The sequence below is a fragment of the Siphonobacter sp. SORGH_AS_0500 genome, assembly GCF_031453245.1.
In the GTDB taxonomy this organism is placed as follows: domain Bacteria; phylum Bacteroidota; class Bacteroidia; order Cytophagales; family Spirosomataceae; genus Siphonobacter.
Genome location: NZ_JAVIYT010000001.1, coordinates 3,915,953 through 3,931,608 on the forward strand (window position 1 = coordinate 3,915,953; position 15,656 = coordinate 3,931,608).

Annotated in this window: 15 protein-coding genes; 10 read left to right on the forward strand and 5 right to left on the reverse strand. The window is 44.6% G+C overall.

Annotated elements, in window-relative coordinates; all coding sequences use genetic code 11:
• Positions 1-96 precede the first annotated feature (96 nt).
• Together porV and QE357_RS16655 are read left to right on the forward strand one after the other, a co-directional pair.
• Positions 97-1,308 carry a type IX secretion system outer membrane channel protein PorV gene (porV, locus tag QE357_RS16650; RefSeq protein ID WP_307141004.1) on the forward strand — a complete coding sequence of 404 codons (1,212 nt, stop codon included), beginning with the start codon at positions 97-99 and terminating at the stop codon, positions 1,306-1,308.
• A 148-nt stretch (positions 1,309-1,456) separates the two neighbouring features.
• Positions 1,457-2,743, forward strand: coding sequence for a pitrilysin family protein (locus QE357_RS16655; protein ID WP_309709798.1), 1,287 nt, complete (start codon positions 1,457-1,459; stop codon positions 2,741-2,743).
• 341 nt (positions 2,744-3,084) lie between these two features.
• Here the strand turns inward: QE357_RS16655 and QE357_RS16660 are convergent, their stop codons facing one another.
• From QE357_RS16660 to cysS, 3 genes are all read right to left on the reverse strand, one after another.
• Positions 3,085-3,501: a hypothetical protein gene (locus QE357_RS16660; protein WP_106635178.1), complete on the reverse strand. Its 417-nt coding sequence runs from the start codon at positions 3,499-3,501 to the stop codon at positions 3,085-3,087.
• Positions 3,502-3,573: 72 nt separating this feature from the next.
• A complete protein-coding gene (locus QE357_RS16665; RefSeq protein WP_106635177.1) occupies positions 3,574-4,587 on the reverse strand; it encodes a M28 family peptidase in 1,014 nt (337 codons plus the stop codon).
• Between the two features lie 49 nt (positions 4,588-4,636).
• Positions 4,637-6,127, reverse strand: coding sequence for a cysteine--tRNA ligase (gene cysS / locus QE357_RS16670; RefSeq protein ID WP_309709802.1), 1,491 nt, complete (start codon positions 6,125-6,127; stop codon positions 4,637-4,639).
• Positions 6,128-6,466: 339 nt separating this feature from the next.
• On the opposite strand from cysS, the gene QE357_RS16675 reads away from it, so the two are divergent.
• From QE357_RS16675 to QE357_RS16710, 8 genes are all read left to right on the forward strand, one after another.
• Positions 6,467-7,642 (forward strand): hypothetical protein, encoded by a 1,176-nt coding sequence (locus tag QE357_RS16675; RefSeq protein WP_309709805.1) that lies wholly within the window; start codon positions 6,467-6,469, stop codon positions 7,640-7,642.
• 186 nt (positions 7,643-7,828) lie between these two features.
• Positions 7,829-9,259, forward strand: coding sequence for a DUF1800 domain-containing protein (locus QE357_RS16680; protein WP_309709808.1), 1,431 nt, complete (start codon positions 7,829-7,831; stop codon positions 9,257-9,259).
• 27 nt (positions 9,260-9,286) lie between these two features.
• Positions 9,287-10,483 (forward strand): DUF1501 domain-containing protein, encoded by a 1,197-nt coding sequence (locus QE357_RS16685; protein WP_309709811.1) that lies wholly within the window; start codon positions 9,287-9,289, stop codon positions 10,481-10,483.
• Between the two features lie 38 nt (positions 10,484-10,521).
• Positions 10,522-11,199, forward strand: coding sequence for a DNA repair protein RecO (gene recO, locus QE357_RS16690; RefSeq protein WP_106635174.1), 678 nt, complete (start codon positions 10,522-10,524; stop codon positions 11,197-11,199).
• Positions 11,200-11,382: 183 nt separating this feature from the next.
• On the forward strand, positions 11,383-11,565 hold the full coding sequence (rpmG, locus tag QE357_RS16695) for a 50S ribosomal protein L33 (protein ID WP_106635173.1): 183 nt from the start codon (positions 11,383-11,385) through the stop codon (positions 11,563-11,565).
• Between the two features lie 92 nt (positions 11,566-11,657).
• Entirely contained in the window at positions 11,658-11,810 is a 153-nt protein-coding gene (locus tag QE357_RS16700; protein WP_106635172.1) for a DUF4295 domain-containing protein, read from the forward strand.
• A 142-nt stretch (positions 11,811-11,952) separates the two neighbouring features.
• Positions 11,953-12,930: a signal recognition particle-docking protein FtsY gene (ftsY, locus tag QE357_RS16705; protein WP_106635171.1), complete on the forward strand. Its 978-nt coding sequence runs from the start codon at positions 11,953-11,955 to the stop codon at positions 12,928-12,930.
• 68 nt (positions 12,931-12,998) lie between these two features.
• On the forward strand, positions 12,999-14,018 hold the full coding sequence (locus tag QE357_RS16710) for a 5-methylcytosine restriction system specificity protein McrC (protein ID WP_106635170.1): 1,020 nt from the start codon (positions 12,999-13,001) through the stop codon (positions 14,016-14,018).
• Between the two features lie 320 nt (positions 14,019-14,338).
• Here QE357_RS16710 and QE357_RS16715 read toward each other — a convergent pair whose 3' ends face one another.
• Together QE357_RS16715 and QE357_RS16720 are read right to left on the reverse strand one after the other, a co-directional pair.
• Entirely contained in the window at positions 14,339-14,749 is a 411-nt protein-coding gene (locus QE357_RS16715; protein ID WP_232793550.1) for a VOC family protein, read from the reverse strand.
• A 132-nt stretch (positions 14,750-14,881) separates the two neighbouring features.
• Positions 14,882-15,355 carry an Lrp/AsnC family transcriptional regulator gene (locus QE357_RS16720; RefSeq protein WP_094808287.1) on the reverse strand — a complete coding sequence of 158 codons (474 nt, stop codon included), beginning with the start codon at positions 15,353-15,355 and terminating at the stop codon, positions 14,882-14,884.
• Positions 15,356-15,656: the final 301 nt, after the last annotated feature.

Here is a 15,656-nt window from a genome sequence, read left to right on the forward strand (position 1 = left end):
ATGCGTAGTTATCATCGCCTTAAAACAGGTCCTGTCTCTAGTATACTTTCACCGGAAGGCGTAGCCCCGGCCCCTCAACGTTTAACCCAATCTCGGATGAAAAGACTTAAAACCCGTATTTTGACCGTTGCAGCCTTCATTAGCTCCTCAACCTTAGCAATGGCTCAAAGCGGTAGCACAGTGATTGGGCAAGTCAACAGTGATCGAATTCCTATTCCTGCTGTTCCTTTTGTTAATATTACACCCGATGCCCGCTCTGCCGCCCTCGGTGATGCGGGTGTAGCTCTTAGCCCCACCGATCCTAGCGGAACGTACTGGAACGTGTCAAAATTAGTTTATGCTGAACAGGATGCTGGTGTTTCTGTTTCCTATACACCCTGGCTTCGTAACCTGATCGGTGATATGTGGCTGGGCCATTTTACTGGTTATAAAAAAATTGGTAAAAACCAGGTAATTGGTCTTTCCCTTCAGTATTTTAATCTGGGTAATATCATCTTTACCAACGACCAGGGCGTAACTACGGGTAGCTTCGATTCAAAAGAATACGCAGCCACGGGTTCTTACGCTCTGAAACTGTCGGATCAGTTATCGTTGGGTATTAACCTGAAATACATTAACTCCAATCTTACGGGCGATCAGGTAGTAGCAGGCGTGGCTTTACGTCCTGGTCAAACCGTCGCGGGTGACATCGCTTTATTCCGCAATGGCTACAGCCCCGAGAAAAAGTGGTTTGCCAACTACGGATTAATGATCCAAAACCTCGGTGGTAAAATTAACTACGGTGGAACGGCTCAGGCTCCTTACTTCATTCCTACAAACCTGAAATTAGGTACGGCCATTACCAACCGTCTGGACGATAAAAATTCATTAACCCTCACGGTTGACTTGAATAAATTAATGGTACCAACGCCCCCTCGTTACGACGTAACCACGGGCAAGCCTTTAGATGGGAAGAAACCAGTGGCGGACCGTAGCTTGTTTGAAGGCGTATTCGGTTCGTTCACGGATGCTCCCGGTGGCCTGAAAGAAGAACTTCAGGAAGTAACCGTTTCGGCGGGTCTGGAATACAACTGGAACAAAATTCTGGCGGCTCGTCTGGGTTACTTTTACGAAAATCCTAACAAAGGAAATCGTAGCTACGTAACGGCAGGTTTTGGCGTTCACTACCAGCAAATGGGTCTTGATTTTGCTTACCTTTTCCAGGGCGGCGGTCAGATCAATCCGCTCAATAACACCCTGCGGGTAACGTTATCTTACCTGTTCAATAAAAAACAAAGCATCGGCGAAGCTCCCCGGGACGATTTCTAGGATTCTTTTACCCGATTTTTTTAAATGGCATTCTACGGGGTGCCATTTTTTATTATATCCCATGATTTCTATTTCGAGAGAAGTAGTACCTTGGCTTTTCGCCCATAGGAAAACCAGCTATCTGACTTCCTGAAGAGATTAATAAAAGATGATGATACAATTAGATCGTACGCAAGCTCCTGATTTTCACCTGACGGATACCGTTTCTCTGCTTCCAGTTCAAGCCTATACCCTTGATAACCATATTCCGGTATATGTCATTGACGCCGGTGAACAGCCCGTTACCCGCGTAGAATGGGTGTTTGAAGCAGGCGGCTGGGATGAAGCGTTACCCAATGTTTCAACCTTTACTTTACGGATGCTGAACGAAGGAACCCAGCAGTACACGGGAGCCGAATTAGCCGAATTCTTTGATCAGTACGGCTCATTTCTGGAATTAGGTGCTTCTGCTGATCGTTCTACCGTAACCCTGTACGCCCTTCGAAAACACCTTCCAGTCCTGTTACCCCGCATTCAGGAGTTATTACAGGAAGCTACTTTCCCGGCCGAAGAACTGGAAGTGCAGCGAACCATTGCCTTGCAGAATCTTCAGGTTAATGAAGAAAAAACGTCATTTCTGGCCTCTCGGGGCTTCCGCGAAGCCTTATTTGGGAAAGATCATCCGTATGGCAAGAACCAGACACAGGAGAACCTGAAGGCTTTCAGCCGGGAAGATTTGGTTACGTTCTACCAAAATCACATTGCGGGTCATGCTTTTCAGCTTTTCATTTCGGGACAGGTTGACGAACGAGAAGTAGCATTAGTGAATGAGATTTTTGGTCAGCAGGCACTTCTTCCCCAACCCGAACGTCGGTCTTTTGAGCTGCCCATTGATGCCAATCCAGCGAAAGTCCTCATTGAGTTACCCGAAAAGACTCAGTCGACTCTTCGCATGGGTAAACGTATGATTAATCGTGTTCATCCTGATTATTATAAAGTACTGGTTACCAACGAAATCTTTGGGGGTTACTTTGGCTCCCGCCTGATGAAGAATATCCGGGAAGAAAAAGGCTTTACTTATGGTATCTATTCGCAGATGAATAACTTCGCTCAGGCGAGTCAGTTAGTGATTGGCACCGATGTTAATAAAGAATTTACCAGCCAGACGCTGGCCGAAATCAAAAAAGAAAGCGAACGCCTGCAAACGGAACTCGTTTCGGAAACGGAATTACAAACGGCTCAGAATTACATGATTGGGCAATTCATTGGCTCTTTAAATACGCCTTTTGAAATTGCTGATCGGCACAAGGTTCGCATTCTTAATAACCTGCCCGATGATTATCATTTACGATTCATTGAGCGAATTAAAGCCGTTACGAAGGAGGATGTACTGGCCATGGCCCAGACTCATTTCCAGTGGAAAGATTTGGTTGAAGTAGTGGCTGGAGGCAAATAAAGCCCCTACTTTAAAGACGATCATCTAACATTTATAATCGTTGGATCTGTGTCACAAATACCTGAAGAAAGCGTCTATAACGCTAAGCATTACCAACGCTTTTTTCACGTATCCACGTTGATAACGCGGACTAATAGTGCAAAACTCTATTATTGCTGCCAGCTTTTTCGCTGGCAGCCCTCTTATGAAGTGGAGAAAGTCACCTGTTTACTCAAACCAACAGAGACCTTCACTCTGCTCTGAGTAATAGACTTAAAATGAATAAAGGTAAGATCCTACCTGCCGTTAGAGTAGAAACGAGAGGGCCCTATTTTAGTCATGTTCGGGCAGGCTCTTACGCTTTATTTACTATCCAATTTACCCGTCCGAAAAAGCTCGTACAGACTTTGAGCAAAAATGAGAATAAGAATGATGGGTAATAAGTGAGCTCCCCAGATGAATCCTTTCCCCGTGAACTGGTAGGTTCCTGAAGAAAACTGGATAAAAACATTCATAAACGCCATTGAGGCAATAACCAGCATCAAAGCCAGTACTAATACACCCGTTCGGATGGGTAAGTATTTTTTGACGAGTTCACTCACCAAAATCGACAGGCCTACCAGAATCAGTACAAAAACCAGAGCCCGGGAAAAGGTTTTAATATACGCGTATTTATATAACCAGATGCCAATACGCCCAATCAGATTAGGATGGGACAGTAACCAAGCATCCGTTACGGCTAGTACCAGATAAAGCAAAAAATGGGAACGAAATCGCATTTTAGTTTTCAATTTTCTGTTTGCAGTTGTCAATTATTCACTGAAAACTGACAACTGCAAACGGACAACTCATTATTCTTCCTGATAAAGCACTTGGGTTACGGTTTGGCCGACGGCTTTCATGACGTTTTTGTCGATTACCTCCATGTTATCCTTGTGTGTATGATGATAATCTCCAAAAGTCTTCGGATTGTTTACTTTCATTTCCACAATGTCTACCATCGGAATCTTGGCTACTTCATTAACTGCTACGTGATCGTCGGTTAAGCCGCCGCCTTGTACGGGCAGGAAGTATTGGTTATACCCTAAACGTCCGGCTATATTCCAGATATTCTGAACGATGCTCGGGGCATACTGTAAAGAATAACTTTCCTGAGGGAATTGAGCCCCTTTCGCTCCTACCAGATCCAGCAGAATGCCATAGTAAGCGGAATAACCCGGCTTATGCAGATTTTTCGCCCAGTACTGCGAACCTAAGGCCCAGTTTGATCGCTCCTGTGAAGGCTGCATTCCTTCTTTTTCACCCCAGTCTTCGATGTCAAAGAAGATAATATCAATACCCACGTTTGGTAGCGGTTTCGCCTGAAGGTTACGGGCAATTTCCAGTAATACCCCTACGCCACTACCGCCGTCATTGGCTCCGTCGAAAGGTTTGTTTTTATACTGGGCAACGGTGTCTTTATCCGCAAAAGGGCGGGTATCCCAGTGAGCCGTCAACAAAATGCGTTTGGCCGCATCGGGGTTGATGCTGCCAATGATATTACGGGCATTAAGCTTGGTTCCATCAAAAGCCGTTTCGGTGAATTTCTGTTCGGTCACCGCGAATCCGTAGCTTTTCAGCTTGGCAACCAGCCAGTCGCCGCAAGCCTGATGAGCTTTGGAATTAGGAATCCGTGGGCCAAAATCTACCTGTTTCTGAACAAAAGCATAGGCTGAATCGGCGTTGAAGGTAGGAGCCGGAGCTAATTTAGGTTCTTCGGTACTGGTAGTGCTTTCGCTTTTTCCTGATTTATCGTCACAGGACTGAACCAGTAAACCCGTTGCCCCAAGAGCAAGGAGCAGAGCCAGAGTTGATAAACGTTTCATGAGGTATGGTTTGAAAATCGGCGTAGAGAGTTTCTCTACGCCGATGCCTTTATTCTTCGTAAGCCCAGTCGATCTTGTGTTTGAGATCTTTAATAACCAGACCATTCTGTTTAAATACGGAACGAACCTGATCCACTTTATCGTATTGCTTCTGCGTTTTGAAATCACGATACAAATCCAGCAGACCATCAATCAGCGGCTCAAACGCCTGGTTACGTTCTTCCTCCAGACCCAAAATATCCGCCAGGAAAGTCATATACGTAGTCTTCAGTTTGTTGAAAACCTCTTCGCCTAACTGAGCGGGCTTCACCTGAAGCATGTATAACTGATTGATTTTCTTCAGCAACGCAAACAAATGAGCAATGGCAACTGCCGTGTTCAGGTCGTCATTCATGCCTTCATAAGCACCTTCGATGGCCTTCTCTACTTCTTCAACCTGTTTCACATCCACAGCAATGGTTTCGTCTGCCACAAATTCCATATCGCGAATCAGCCGCAGTCCATTAATTAAACGCTTATACCCTTTCTGAGCTGCTTTCAGAGCTTCGTTAGAAAAGTCCAGCGTTGAGCGATACTGACTTTGCAACATGAAAAAGCGAACCGTCATCGGCGAATAAGCCTGTTCCAGCAAATGGTGACTTCCCGCAAATAACTCATTCGGTAAAAACGAGTTACCCAGAGATTTGGACATTTTCTGACCATTAACCGTCAGCATATTCGAGTGCATCCAATACTTCACGGGTGATACTTCATTCAGTCCCGTGCCCTGAGCGATTTCGCATTCATGGTGTGGAAATTTCAAGTCCATACCCCCACCGTGAATATCAAACTGCTTTCCTAAGTATTTGGTACTCATGCAGGTACATTCCAAGTGCCAGCCGGGAAAACCGGACCCCCAGGGACTAGGCCAACGCATAAGGTGATCGGGAGCGGCTTTTTTCCAGATGGCAAAATCCAGCGGGCTTTTCTTTTCCCCAATCCCATCCAGATCGCGGGTTTCGGTTAATAAGTCCTCCAGAATCCGACCTGACAATTTTCCGTAATCCTTATGTTGCTGATTATAGCGTTCAATATCAAAATAGACCGAACCATTCGATTCGTAAGCTAAATTTTTATCAAGTAATGTCTTTACAGCTTCAATCTGCTCGACAATGTGCCCCGTAGCGGTTGGTTCTATGCTAGGAGGCAGAATATTAAACTGCTCCAGCACTTTATGAAAGTCGTCAGTATACCGATGAACGATTTCCATTGGCTCAATCTGCTCAAGGCGAGCCATGCGACCAATTTTGTCTTCGCCTTCGTCACTATCGCCCGTTAAATGTCCTACGTCGGTGATGTTCCGCACGTAACGAACTTTATAACCGCTGTGACGCAGGTAACGTACCAGGGTGTCGAACGTCAGGAATGTGCGAACGTTTCCTAAATGAACGTAATTATAAACCGTTGGACCGCAGACATACAAGCCAACATGTGGCGGATGAAGGGGTTGAAAAACTTCTTTCTCCCGGCTAAGGGTATTGTAGATTTTCAGGGATTGCATGCAAAAAATAATTGAATGAGATCAGTACTGAAAAATCAGCACATGCGAATAAGAACCGTCGAAGATTACAGACCGTTCCAACATCGTAATACGCGGTAAGAAAAAGAAGCTTGTGCCACGTCATAAAAGGTTTGATTGCAAAAGTAAGGAAAAGAGTTTAGGGTTTTGAGTTTTGGGTTCAGAGTTTACGAGAATTTGAAATACTAAGCTCATTTACAGAATTGTAACTCATGCACAACGCACCTCTCTTTGGCAACTACACAACGCAAAACCCAAAACTCTAAACCCAAAACCCAAAACTCCCCTATCTTTGACCCAGGTTTCTTTCCCGATATCGTTATGCTTTTGTTTGAAGTCGGTACTAACCCTAGTGCCCAACGTAAGTTTTTGATGTTTCCCGTTCGTTTGTATCGCCATGATTTGAACTGGATTCGCCCTTTGGATCAGGACATTGAAGATGTTTTCGATCCGAAGAAAAACAAGATGTTCAAACACGGTGAATGCATTCGCTGGATTTTACAGAACGAAGCCGGACAAACCATCGGTCGCGTGGCTGCTTTTATCGATTATGATAAAGCTCACAAAGAAGACCAGCCTACGGGCGGCATGGGCTTTTTTGAGTGCATTGAAGATGAAAAAGCCGCCTTTTTGCTCTTCCAGGCTTGCAAAGACTGGCTCGAAAGCAAAGGTATGGAGGCGATGGACGGCCCCATTAACTTCGGTGAACGCGAGGCCTGGTGGGGCTTAATGGTGCAGGGCTGGGACTTCGAACCTACCTACAAAATGCCCTGGACGAAGGAGTATTACATCGCCTACTTCGAGAAGTACGGCTTTCAGGATTACTTCAAGCAATTTGTCTACACTTCTCCCATTCGGGAAGTAGTCGTTTCTCCTAATGTGGAGGAAAAAGCTCAGCGGGTCTATGCAAACCCCGAGTTTACCTTTCAGCACATCGAAAAGAAAGACCTGGCTAAATACACCGAAGATTTTCGCAGTATCTATAATAAAGCCTGGGCCAAGTTTCCGGGTGTAAAAGAAATGAGCATCGAACAGGCCCGCTCGCTGGTTAATTCGATGAAGCCCATCATTGATGAACAGTTAATCTGGTTCGCTTACGCAGGCGGTGAGGCCATTGCTTTCTTCATTGTCATTCCTGATTTGAATCAGATTGTCAAGCATTTAAACGGCAAATTTGGGTTATTACAGAAACTGAAACTGTTGTATCTGCTGAAATGGAAGAAAGTAGTTACCCGAACCTGCGGCCTTATTTTCGGCGTCATTCCTGATTATCAAGGTAAAGGCGTAGAATCCGCCATCGCCCTACGTTTCCGTCAGGCAGGTCGTGACAATCCTGATTACCAATACGATACCATTGATATGAACTGGGTGGGTGATTTCAATCCCCGTATGAATCGCTTCGTTTCGCAACTAGGCACCCGCATTGATAAGAGTTACATTACCTATCGTTACCTCTTTGATCGCACGAAAGAATTCAAACGTTGCCCACGGGTTTAGTTTGGTTCAGAGGCACCGCAATGAAGGTTACTTCCCTGAGACGGAGGTAACCTTTTTTATTGGCTATTCCTGAAAATTAAAATTAGATCCCTGATTAAACTTCCTCGGCCGGAAATCAGTCTCAATACCGTACCATCTTCCTGACTATGAGCTTATTCTTTACTACATCTCGTTTTTAATAAATCGATGAAAAGTAACCTCAGTCAGCTAAAGCATTTATACCTGCGGGCGGGTTTCGGAGTCAGCCCGGCAGCGTTACAGGAAGCCAGCCGCCATTCGCTTTCCAAAGCGGTGAATCATCTTTTTGAAGACTCCCAAACCAGCTCTCCGCTGCATGTGGCAGATCCCCAGCAATTGGGTTACACCCGTAAAACGCTGCTGGAAATGGTCATGCAAAGAGATAGTTTATCGCAGGATCAGAGAAAACAGATGGCACAGCAGATTCTGCGGGAAAATCGGGAGCAGATTGGTGACATTAACTACGCATGGGTGAATCAAATGGGTTCAGGGAAGGAAGCTTTACGAGAAAAAATGACGCTTTTCTGGCACGGCCATTTTGCCTGCCGCAGCCTGAATCCAGCTTATGTTCAAAAGCAGAATAATGTCCTTCGCGAAAATGCTCTGGGCAAATTTGGGGACTTGCTCGGAGCCATCTCCAAAGATCCTGCCATGCTTCAGTTTCTGAACAACCAGCAGAATCGCAAGCAGAGTCCAAACGAAAATTTTGCCCGGGAAGTCATGGAGTTATTTACGCTGGGCCGGGGTAATTATACCGAAAAAGACATTAAGGAAGCCGCCCGCAGTTTTACAGGTTGGGGCTTTAATGGTCGGGGCGAGTTTGTTTTTCGGAAAAATCAGCACGACGATGGCCCGAAAACCATCTTCGGAAAAACCGGAAACTTCAGCGGAGAAGATACCCTGAATTTATTACTGGAACGACCCGAAACGGCTACTTTTCTGGTAACTAAAATCTATCGCTTTTTTGTAAATGACCAACCCGACCAGGCCATTATCAATCACTTAGCTCCGCGTTTTCATCAAAAGGAGTACGACATCAGTTGGCTAATGAAGGAAATTTTTTCTTCCGACTGGTTTTACGACCCCAGGAATATTGGTACAAAAATTAAATCTCCCGTGGAGTTTCTGGTCGGCTTGCAACGCACGTTTGGATTAACCTACGGTAGCAAGCAGTCCGTTTTGTACATTCAGAAAGCTCTGGATCAGGTACTATTTTACCCACCTAACGTAGCAGGCTGGCCGGGTGGCACGGCTTGGATTGATTCCTCCAGCTTGCTTCTGCGGATGAAGTTACCCGAAGTCATCTTCAATTCGGCTGAGTTAAACTTCAAAGCAAAAGCCGACGGCGATGTAAATACCGATTACCTCACGCAGAAAAAAGGACGACAGTTTGAGCGGGCCGAACTCAACTGGCAAGCTTTTGGCACCGCCTTCGAAGGCCTTCAGGGCGAAGCTTTGGTAACCGCCTTAAGCACGCACTTACTGCAACGTCCGCTTCGCTCAACTCAGCAAAATCTGATTCTGAAGCGAAAAAAAGAATCGGAATTGAAAGATTATACGCTGGCTTTACTTACCCTGCCGGAGTACCAATTGGGTTAAACTTTCCACCCCTAGACATAATGCTTTATGAATCGTAAAGAATTTCTTCGTCAATCGGCTCTGGCTACGGTAGGCACCTGGCTTATTCCCGACTTTGTTAAAGCGTATGAACAGCATCAGTTGGGACAGACGCCTTCTTCCCGGAAGACGCTGGTAATCATTCAGTTTTCCGGTGGAAATGATGGGCTAAATACCATCATTCCTTACCGAAACGATATTTATTACCGCGAGCGGCCCAAACTGGCCATTCCTGAGGGTAAGGTCCTGAAAATTAACGATGAGTTAGCCTTTCATCCGGCTCTGGAAAAACTTCGCCGTTGGTACGATGACGGGCGTTTTTCCATTCTCAATAATGTGGGTTACCCTAACCCTGACCGTTCGCACTTCCGGTCGATGGACATCTGGCATACCGCCAGTAACTCTAATGAATACCTAAAAACAGGCTGGATTGGGCGTTACCTCGATTCTCAGTGTTCTGGTCAATGCCAACCTTATCAGGCTCTGGAAATTGATGATCAATTAAGTCTATCCATGAAGGGTGCTCAGGTAAAAGGCTTAGCAGTGTCAGACCCGAAACGCCTGTACAATCAGACGCAAAACAGTTTTTATCAGCAACTGGCCCGGGTTAATCACGAAGAATATGAAAACGTGGACTACCTCTATAAAACGCTGGCTGAAACGATTTCTTCCGCCGATTATATTCATGCCAAGACGAAAGTTGCCAGTTCTTCCACCACCTATCCATCCCACGAATTAGGTCGTCGAATGAAAACCATTGCTAACTTTATTCGCACGGGCGTGGATTCTCGTGTCTATTACGTATCGCACGGCAGTTTTGATACGCATGTGAATCAACAACCTCAGCAGCATAACTTATTAACTCAATACGCCGAAGCTCTCGACTCCTTCTTACAGGATTTAAAATCGCAGGGTCAGCTTGATAACGTGGTCGTTATGACCTTTAGCGAGTTTGGTCGCAGGATTAAACAAAATGCATCGAACGGAACGGATCACGGAGCCGCCAATGTGCTATTTCTGGCAGGCTCGTTGCTGAAACCAGACGCCAGTCTGACGGCTTCCCCTAACCTGACGGATACGGATCAGGGAGATTTAAAGTATACCATTGACTTCCGCGATGTATATGCCACTTTGCTGGATCGCTGGCTGGATGTTCCATCAGAAGCAATTTTGGGACGAAAATTTGCAGGTCTGAAAATGGGGTAATCTCCTCGAAATCGCCTCAAAAAATCGTATTTTTGTACATGCTTCAAAAAACCCGCGGCTTAGTTCTTAATTACCTGCGTTACCGAGAAACGTCGATCATCGTCAAGATTTATACCGAGGAATTCGGCGTTCAGACGTATATCGAAAATGGGGTTCGGAGCAGTAAAGGCAAAAACAAAATTGCTCTTTTTCAGCCCCTTACCTTATTGGATTTAGTTGTCTATTTCAAAGACAGTGCCGGAATTCAGCGGATTTCCGAAATTAAGGTCAACCACCCGTACAGTACAATTCCTTTTGATATTACCAAGTCAACCATTGCCCTTTTTATTACCGAAGTACTCAGCAAAACGCTGAAGGAGGAAGCGGGTAATCCACGGTTATTTCAATTTCTTCGGGAAAGCCTAATCTGGCTGGATCAGGCAACCGAAGGATACGAAAATTTTCACCTCTGGTTTTTGCTTCGGCTGAGTTTTTATCTGGGTTTCGAACCCACAACGGGCCAGCAACTGGCTCAGGAGTTAAGACTGGCAGGTTATCCCATCCACGACGAGTCGGAATTACGGAAATTGGATGAGTTGAATGTGAACCCGGAAATCCGCATAGGTCGATCATCCCGCAACTATTTACTGGAAATGGTCTTGAAGTTTTATGAGCTTCACGTCGATGGTATGGGTGAAGTTCGGTCTCTGGAGATTCTGCGTACGGTTTTTTCCTAATATTATTTACATTACTTAATAACCTATAAATCAGAATATTTAGTCATCCATAATCTAAATAATGATACTTCTAAATAGAAACGTAAAACAAATTTCAACGGTAAGCTTGTCCACTCGCTGAAATATTGCTACTTTTGCGTTCCAATTTTTGAAAAGCACTGATTTAAATAACGCAATAAGCTCATGGCTAAGAAAGGCAACCGCATTCAGGTAATCCTCGAGTGCACCGAGCAAAAGACTTCTGGCGTTCCTGGCATGTCACGATATGTCACGATGAAAAACCGGAAGAATACTACGGCTCGTATTGAACTCCAGAAGTACAACCCTTTCCTTAAAAAGCATACGCTTCACAAGGAAATCAAGTAATTTCAGACCCCAGTTATTCGTTGTTTAGGTGGTTCCTAGTCCGGCGATAACTGTCAACTGGTTAGTGATCCACTGTATAACATTTTACTGAAATGGCAAAGAAAGTAGTAGCGACCCTGAAAAAAGAAGGTGGCGTTAAATACGCTAAAATCATCAAGGCGGTGAAAAACCCAACCACAGGTGCTTATACCTTCAAAGAAGAAATCGTTCTTCAGGACGAAGCTCAAGCAGCTCTGAAAAACTAGTCTGCTGAGACTCAAAAGTCTTATTATGATCCTCCGAACGTTCTTCGGGGGATTTTTTGTTGTAGATTTGGAGTATTAGTGACTCAGACTACTTCAGTTGACCAAAATAGCCGGGTCCTAAGCATAGATAATCAAACCAAAAATGGGCTTATTCGATTTTTTCACGAAGAAAAAGGAGCAAATCCAGGAAGAACAGGCCGAGTCGCTGGACAAAGGTCTGGAAAAAACCAAAGATGGCTTTTTCTCTAAACTCAGCCGGGCCGTCGTCGGAAAATCCAAAGTAGATGACGAAGTGCTGGATGAACTGGAGGAAATTCTGATTTCTTCGGATGTGGGGGTAGAAACCACCGTCAACATTATTCGCCGGATTGAAGCCCGCGTTGCCAGAGATAAGTTCATGAATACCAGTGAGCTGGACTCCATCCTTCGGGAGGAAATCGCAGCTTTGCTGTCTGAAAACCAGTCTACCGATATTTCGGGAGATTTTGAAACGCCCCTGGGCACCAAACCCTACGTCATCATGGTAGTGGGTGTAAATGGTGTGGGGAAAACGACGACCATTGGTAAACTGGCCGCCCAATATCACAAAGCCGGAAAGAAAGTGGTGTTAGGGGCAGGTGATACCTTCCGGGCCGCCGCCGTAGAACAGTTAAAATTATGGGGTGAACGCGTAGGCGTACCCGTAATTGACCACGGCATGAACACCGACCCTGCTTCGGTAGCTTATGATGCCGTGAAACAGGGTACTGAAACTGGAGCAGACGTTGTAATCGTCGATACCGCCGGACGTTTACACACGAAGGTGAACCTGATGAACGAGCTTTCGAAAATCAAGCGGGTTATGCAGAAATTCTCTGTGGAAGCTCCACACGAGGTATTACTTGTGCTTGACGGCTCGACCGGACAAAATGCATTTATTCAGGCTCAGGAGTTTACGAAAGCTACGGAAGTGACTTCGCTGGCCATTACCAAGTTAGACGGTACCGCTAAAGGCGGCGTAGTGATTGGTATTTCTGATCAGTTTAAGATTCCTGTAAAATATATTGGCGTAGGTGAGCGAATTGAGGATTTACAGGTATTCAATAAAAAAACCTTCGTCGAGAGTCTATTCAAAAAATAACTCCCATTACGAAAACCACAAAAGCTGCCGGATAATCCGGCAGCTTTTTTTAGTTTTGAATCATACCTATGAAAATTCCGGTTCAAAATATCTATTATCTGCTTTGTTACGCCTGGGACAAACTCGACGAACGTGAACTGGTTCATGTCGCCGCTGACGACCAGATTAGTTTGCTGGATTTACTAATCGAAGTATTAATCACAGCCACTCACCGTCTTTTCAGGCAAGGTTTGTTTCATGCGTATCAATCCGAAAAAGTACAACTGGCGGGCATTCGTGGGAAGTTATTACTGACGGAAAGCTTACAGAAAAATGAATTCCGGCAGGGAAGAGCCATCTGTGAGCAGGATGTTTATTCAGCGAATCAGCCCGTAAATCAGATTCTAAAGACGACGCTCAACTCTTTATTACGTCTCCCCTCTTTACCACAACAGTCCCGCATTCGTCATCTGCACATCCGCATGACGGATGTCGAGGAAATCAAACTTAATGAAACGATTTTCACTAAGGCAAGCATTCCAAGGCATCCTTCTACCTATCGTTTTGTGCTGAATGTGTGTGAGTTACTTTACAAAAACTTACTAGTTAACGAAGAAAAGGGTACCTACCAGTTCAAGGATTTCTGGCGGGACGAGCGGCAAATGGCGGTTCTTTTTGAAGCATTCGTTCGAAATTTCTATCGTCACGAATTACCACAATGGAAAGTACGACGGGAAACCATTCACTGGAAATTAACCGCCAGTGAACAGGATCGCACGTTGTTACCTCTCATGCAAACCGATTTAACCCTGGAGCAAAAAGATCAGAAAATCATTCTGGATACGAAGTATTACGCCGAAACGTTTCAACGACATTTTGAATCCCGCAAGGTACATTCGCCGCATTTATACCAGTTGTTTGCTTACCTGAAAAACTATCCGGCTTCCGGCAAGCTTCGGGGCATTTTATTATATCCAACGGTTACGCAATCCGTTTCCGCTTTCTTTTCCGACGAAGCCCATCAAATTCAGGTGCAAACGCTGGACTTAAATCAGCACTGGTCGGGCATTCACCGGGATTTACTGAGATTAGTTGAGGTTAAAGATTAAATGTCTAGCGTAACCCTTGCTATCCTTTTACTATCTGTCTGGGCATCTGAATTAATGGGTTAGCCTACAATTAGTGCTGTCAGCGAAAAAGCTGGCAGCGGTCACTTCGGATATTCGTTACTAGCAACCACTTCGCAATAACGATTCAGAGGCCTATCTAATACAATGCTACCAGAATAAAAGGCGGGCTATACCGATAGTGGTTACGCTAGATGTTTAATTGTTAACATTGCCGCTGCCAGCTTTTTCGCTGGCAGCACTACCTTAGGATAATCAATTCAGGTACTAGGTATATAATTGATTGTTAATATCAGCGAAAATTATTTCTTCGCGGGGTCTTTCCACTCGTTTAATTCTACCAAGTAACCATCAGGATCGGGTAAGTAAATCTGTTTCACTCCATCAAAACGAACCTGAGCGTGATAAGCTAAGCCCTTACTTTTCAGAAAAGCTTCTGCTTGATCCATCGACTCCACAAAGACGGCAAAGTGAGACCCATTTCGATCATTATTCACCGGAACTGTACGACCGGCCAATAAATGTATCTGCTGATCTGGGCCAATTTTAAACCAGGAGCGGATCGCTTTGAGATTATCAGGGACTTCCAGCCGCTCAAGACCCAGAATTTCGGAATAGAATTTGGTAGAAGCAGGTAGATCAGCCACTTGCAAAGCCAGGTGATTATGTTTGACAATGCCTAATTTCTCCTGAGCAAAAGCAGCCCTACTCATACCTGTGAAGCAGATTATGATAAAAAGAAAACGAAATAACATGTGACTATAGATTTGAGAGGTATAAAAAAATCGTTACCTGAATTTTGACTCTCAGATAACGACTTTGTAAAAGGCTAAAACTCTTACTTATCAAGGAATAGGTAACACTTTGCTTTCTTTGAATGTCGACAAAATTACCATGGTTTGCGTGCTGGCTACTTCTTCGATTTCGTTGATTTTTTCCAGCATCAGGCGTTGATACGAAGCAATATCCTTTGAAATTACCTTTAACAGGAAGTCGCCAGAACCCGTGATGTGGTGGCATTCTACTACTTCGGGAATTTCATTGATTTTTTCAACGAAAGAATCTGTTACCTGCTTTTTGTGACCAACCAGCGTAATCTGAACGAAAGTCGTTACTCCCAGCCCTACTTTCTCACGATCGAGTTGAGCGTGGTAACTCTGAATAATCCCTGACGTCTCTAATTTCTTTACCCGTTCCAGCGTTGGAGCAGGCGATAAACCAATTTCTTTCGAGAGTTGAGCATTGGTAATTTTTGCGTTGGATTGCAGTATTTCAAGGACTTTGCGATCAATGTGATCCAGTTTCTGAAGTGTGTTCATATGGTAGTACGCAGTAAGCGAAAATATTATTTGGTGGATAGCCTGACTTTCGCTGGCAAATTTCATAAAAATACCGCGGATAAGCACAATCGTAAAATATAATTTTTTTTAATCCTAAAAAATTAGTGTAAAATCCCAATAAAAAAGCTATCTACTAAACAAATATGTTTCCTTTATGAACTTGATTTTCAGCGTAGAAAGGCCCTTTTTCTTCAAAGGGCTGCAAATATCGTCTATTTTCACTGGCTTTTCATAGCATTTAACGGAATAATTAATTAAACTGCTTTCGTTGCCTTATTTT

Bases quoted from the DNA above. Each gene is read 5' to 3' on its own strand.
- porV (WP_307141004.1), top strand. From the start codon at position 97: ATGAAAAGACTTAAAACCCGTATTTTGACCGTTGCAGCCTTCATTAGC.
- QE357_RS16655 (WP_309709798.1), top strand. From the start codon at position 1,457: ATGATGATACAATTAGATCGTACGCAAGCTCCTGATTTTCACCTGACG.
- QE357_RS16660 (WP_106635178.1), bottom strand. From the start codon at position 3,501: ATGCGATTTCGTTCCCATTTTTTGCTTTATCTGGTACTAGCCGTAACG.
- QE357_RS16665 (WP_106635177.1), bottom strand. From the start codon at position 4,587: ATGAAACGTTTATCAACTCTGGCTCTGCTCCTTGCTCTTGGGGCAACG.
- cysS (WP_309709802.1), bottom strand. From the start codon at position 6,127: ATGCAATCCCTGAAAATCTACAATACCCTTAGCCGGGAGAAAGAAGTT.
- QE357_RS16675 (WP_309709805.1), top strand. From the start codon at position 6,467: ATGCTTTTGTTTGAAGTCGGTACTAACCCTAGTGCCCAACGTAAGTTT.
- QE357_RS16680 (WP_309709808.1), top strand. From the start codon at position 7,829: ATGAAAAGTAACCTCAGTCAGCTAAAGCATTTATACCTGCGGGCGGGT.
- QE357_RS16685 (WP_309709811.1), top strand. From the start codon at position 9,287: ATGAATCGTAAAGAATTTCTTCGTCAATCGGCTCTGGCTACGGTAGGC.
- recO (WP_106635174.1), top strand. From the start codon at position 10,522: ATGCTTCAAAAAACCCGCGGCTTAGTTCTTAATTACCTGCGTTACCGA.
- rpmG (WP_106635173.1), top strand. From the start codon at position 11,383: ATGGCTAAGAAAGGCAACCGCATTCAGGTAATCCTCGAGTGCACCGAG.
- QE357_RS16700 (WP_106635172.1), top strand. From the start codon at position 11,658: ATGGCAAAGAAAGTAGTAGCGACCCTGAAAAAAGAAGGTGGCGTTAAA.
- ftsY (WP_106635171.1), top strand. From the start codon at position 11,953: ATGGGCTTATTCGATTTTTTCACGAAGAAAAAGGAGCAAATCCAGGAA.
- QE357_RS16710 (WP_106635170.1), top strand. From the start codon at position 12,999: ATGAAAATTCCGGTTCAAAATATCTATTATCTGCTTTGTTACGCCTGG.
- QE357_RS16715 (WP_232793550.1), bottom strand. From the start codon at position 14,749: ATGAGTAGGGCTGCTTTTGCTCAGGAGAAATTAGGCATTGTCAAACAT.
- QE357_RS16720 (WP_094808287.1), bottom strand. From the start codon at position 15,355: ATGAACACACTTCAGAAACTGGATCACATTGATCGCAAAGTCCTTGAA.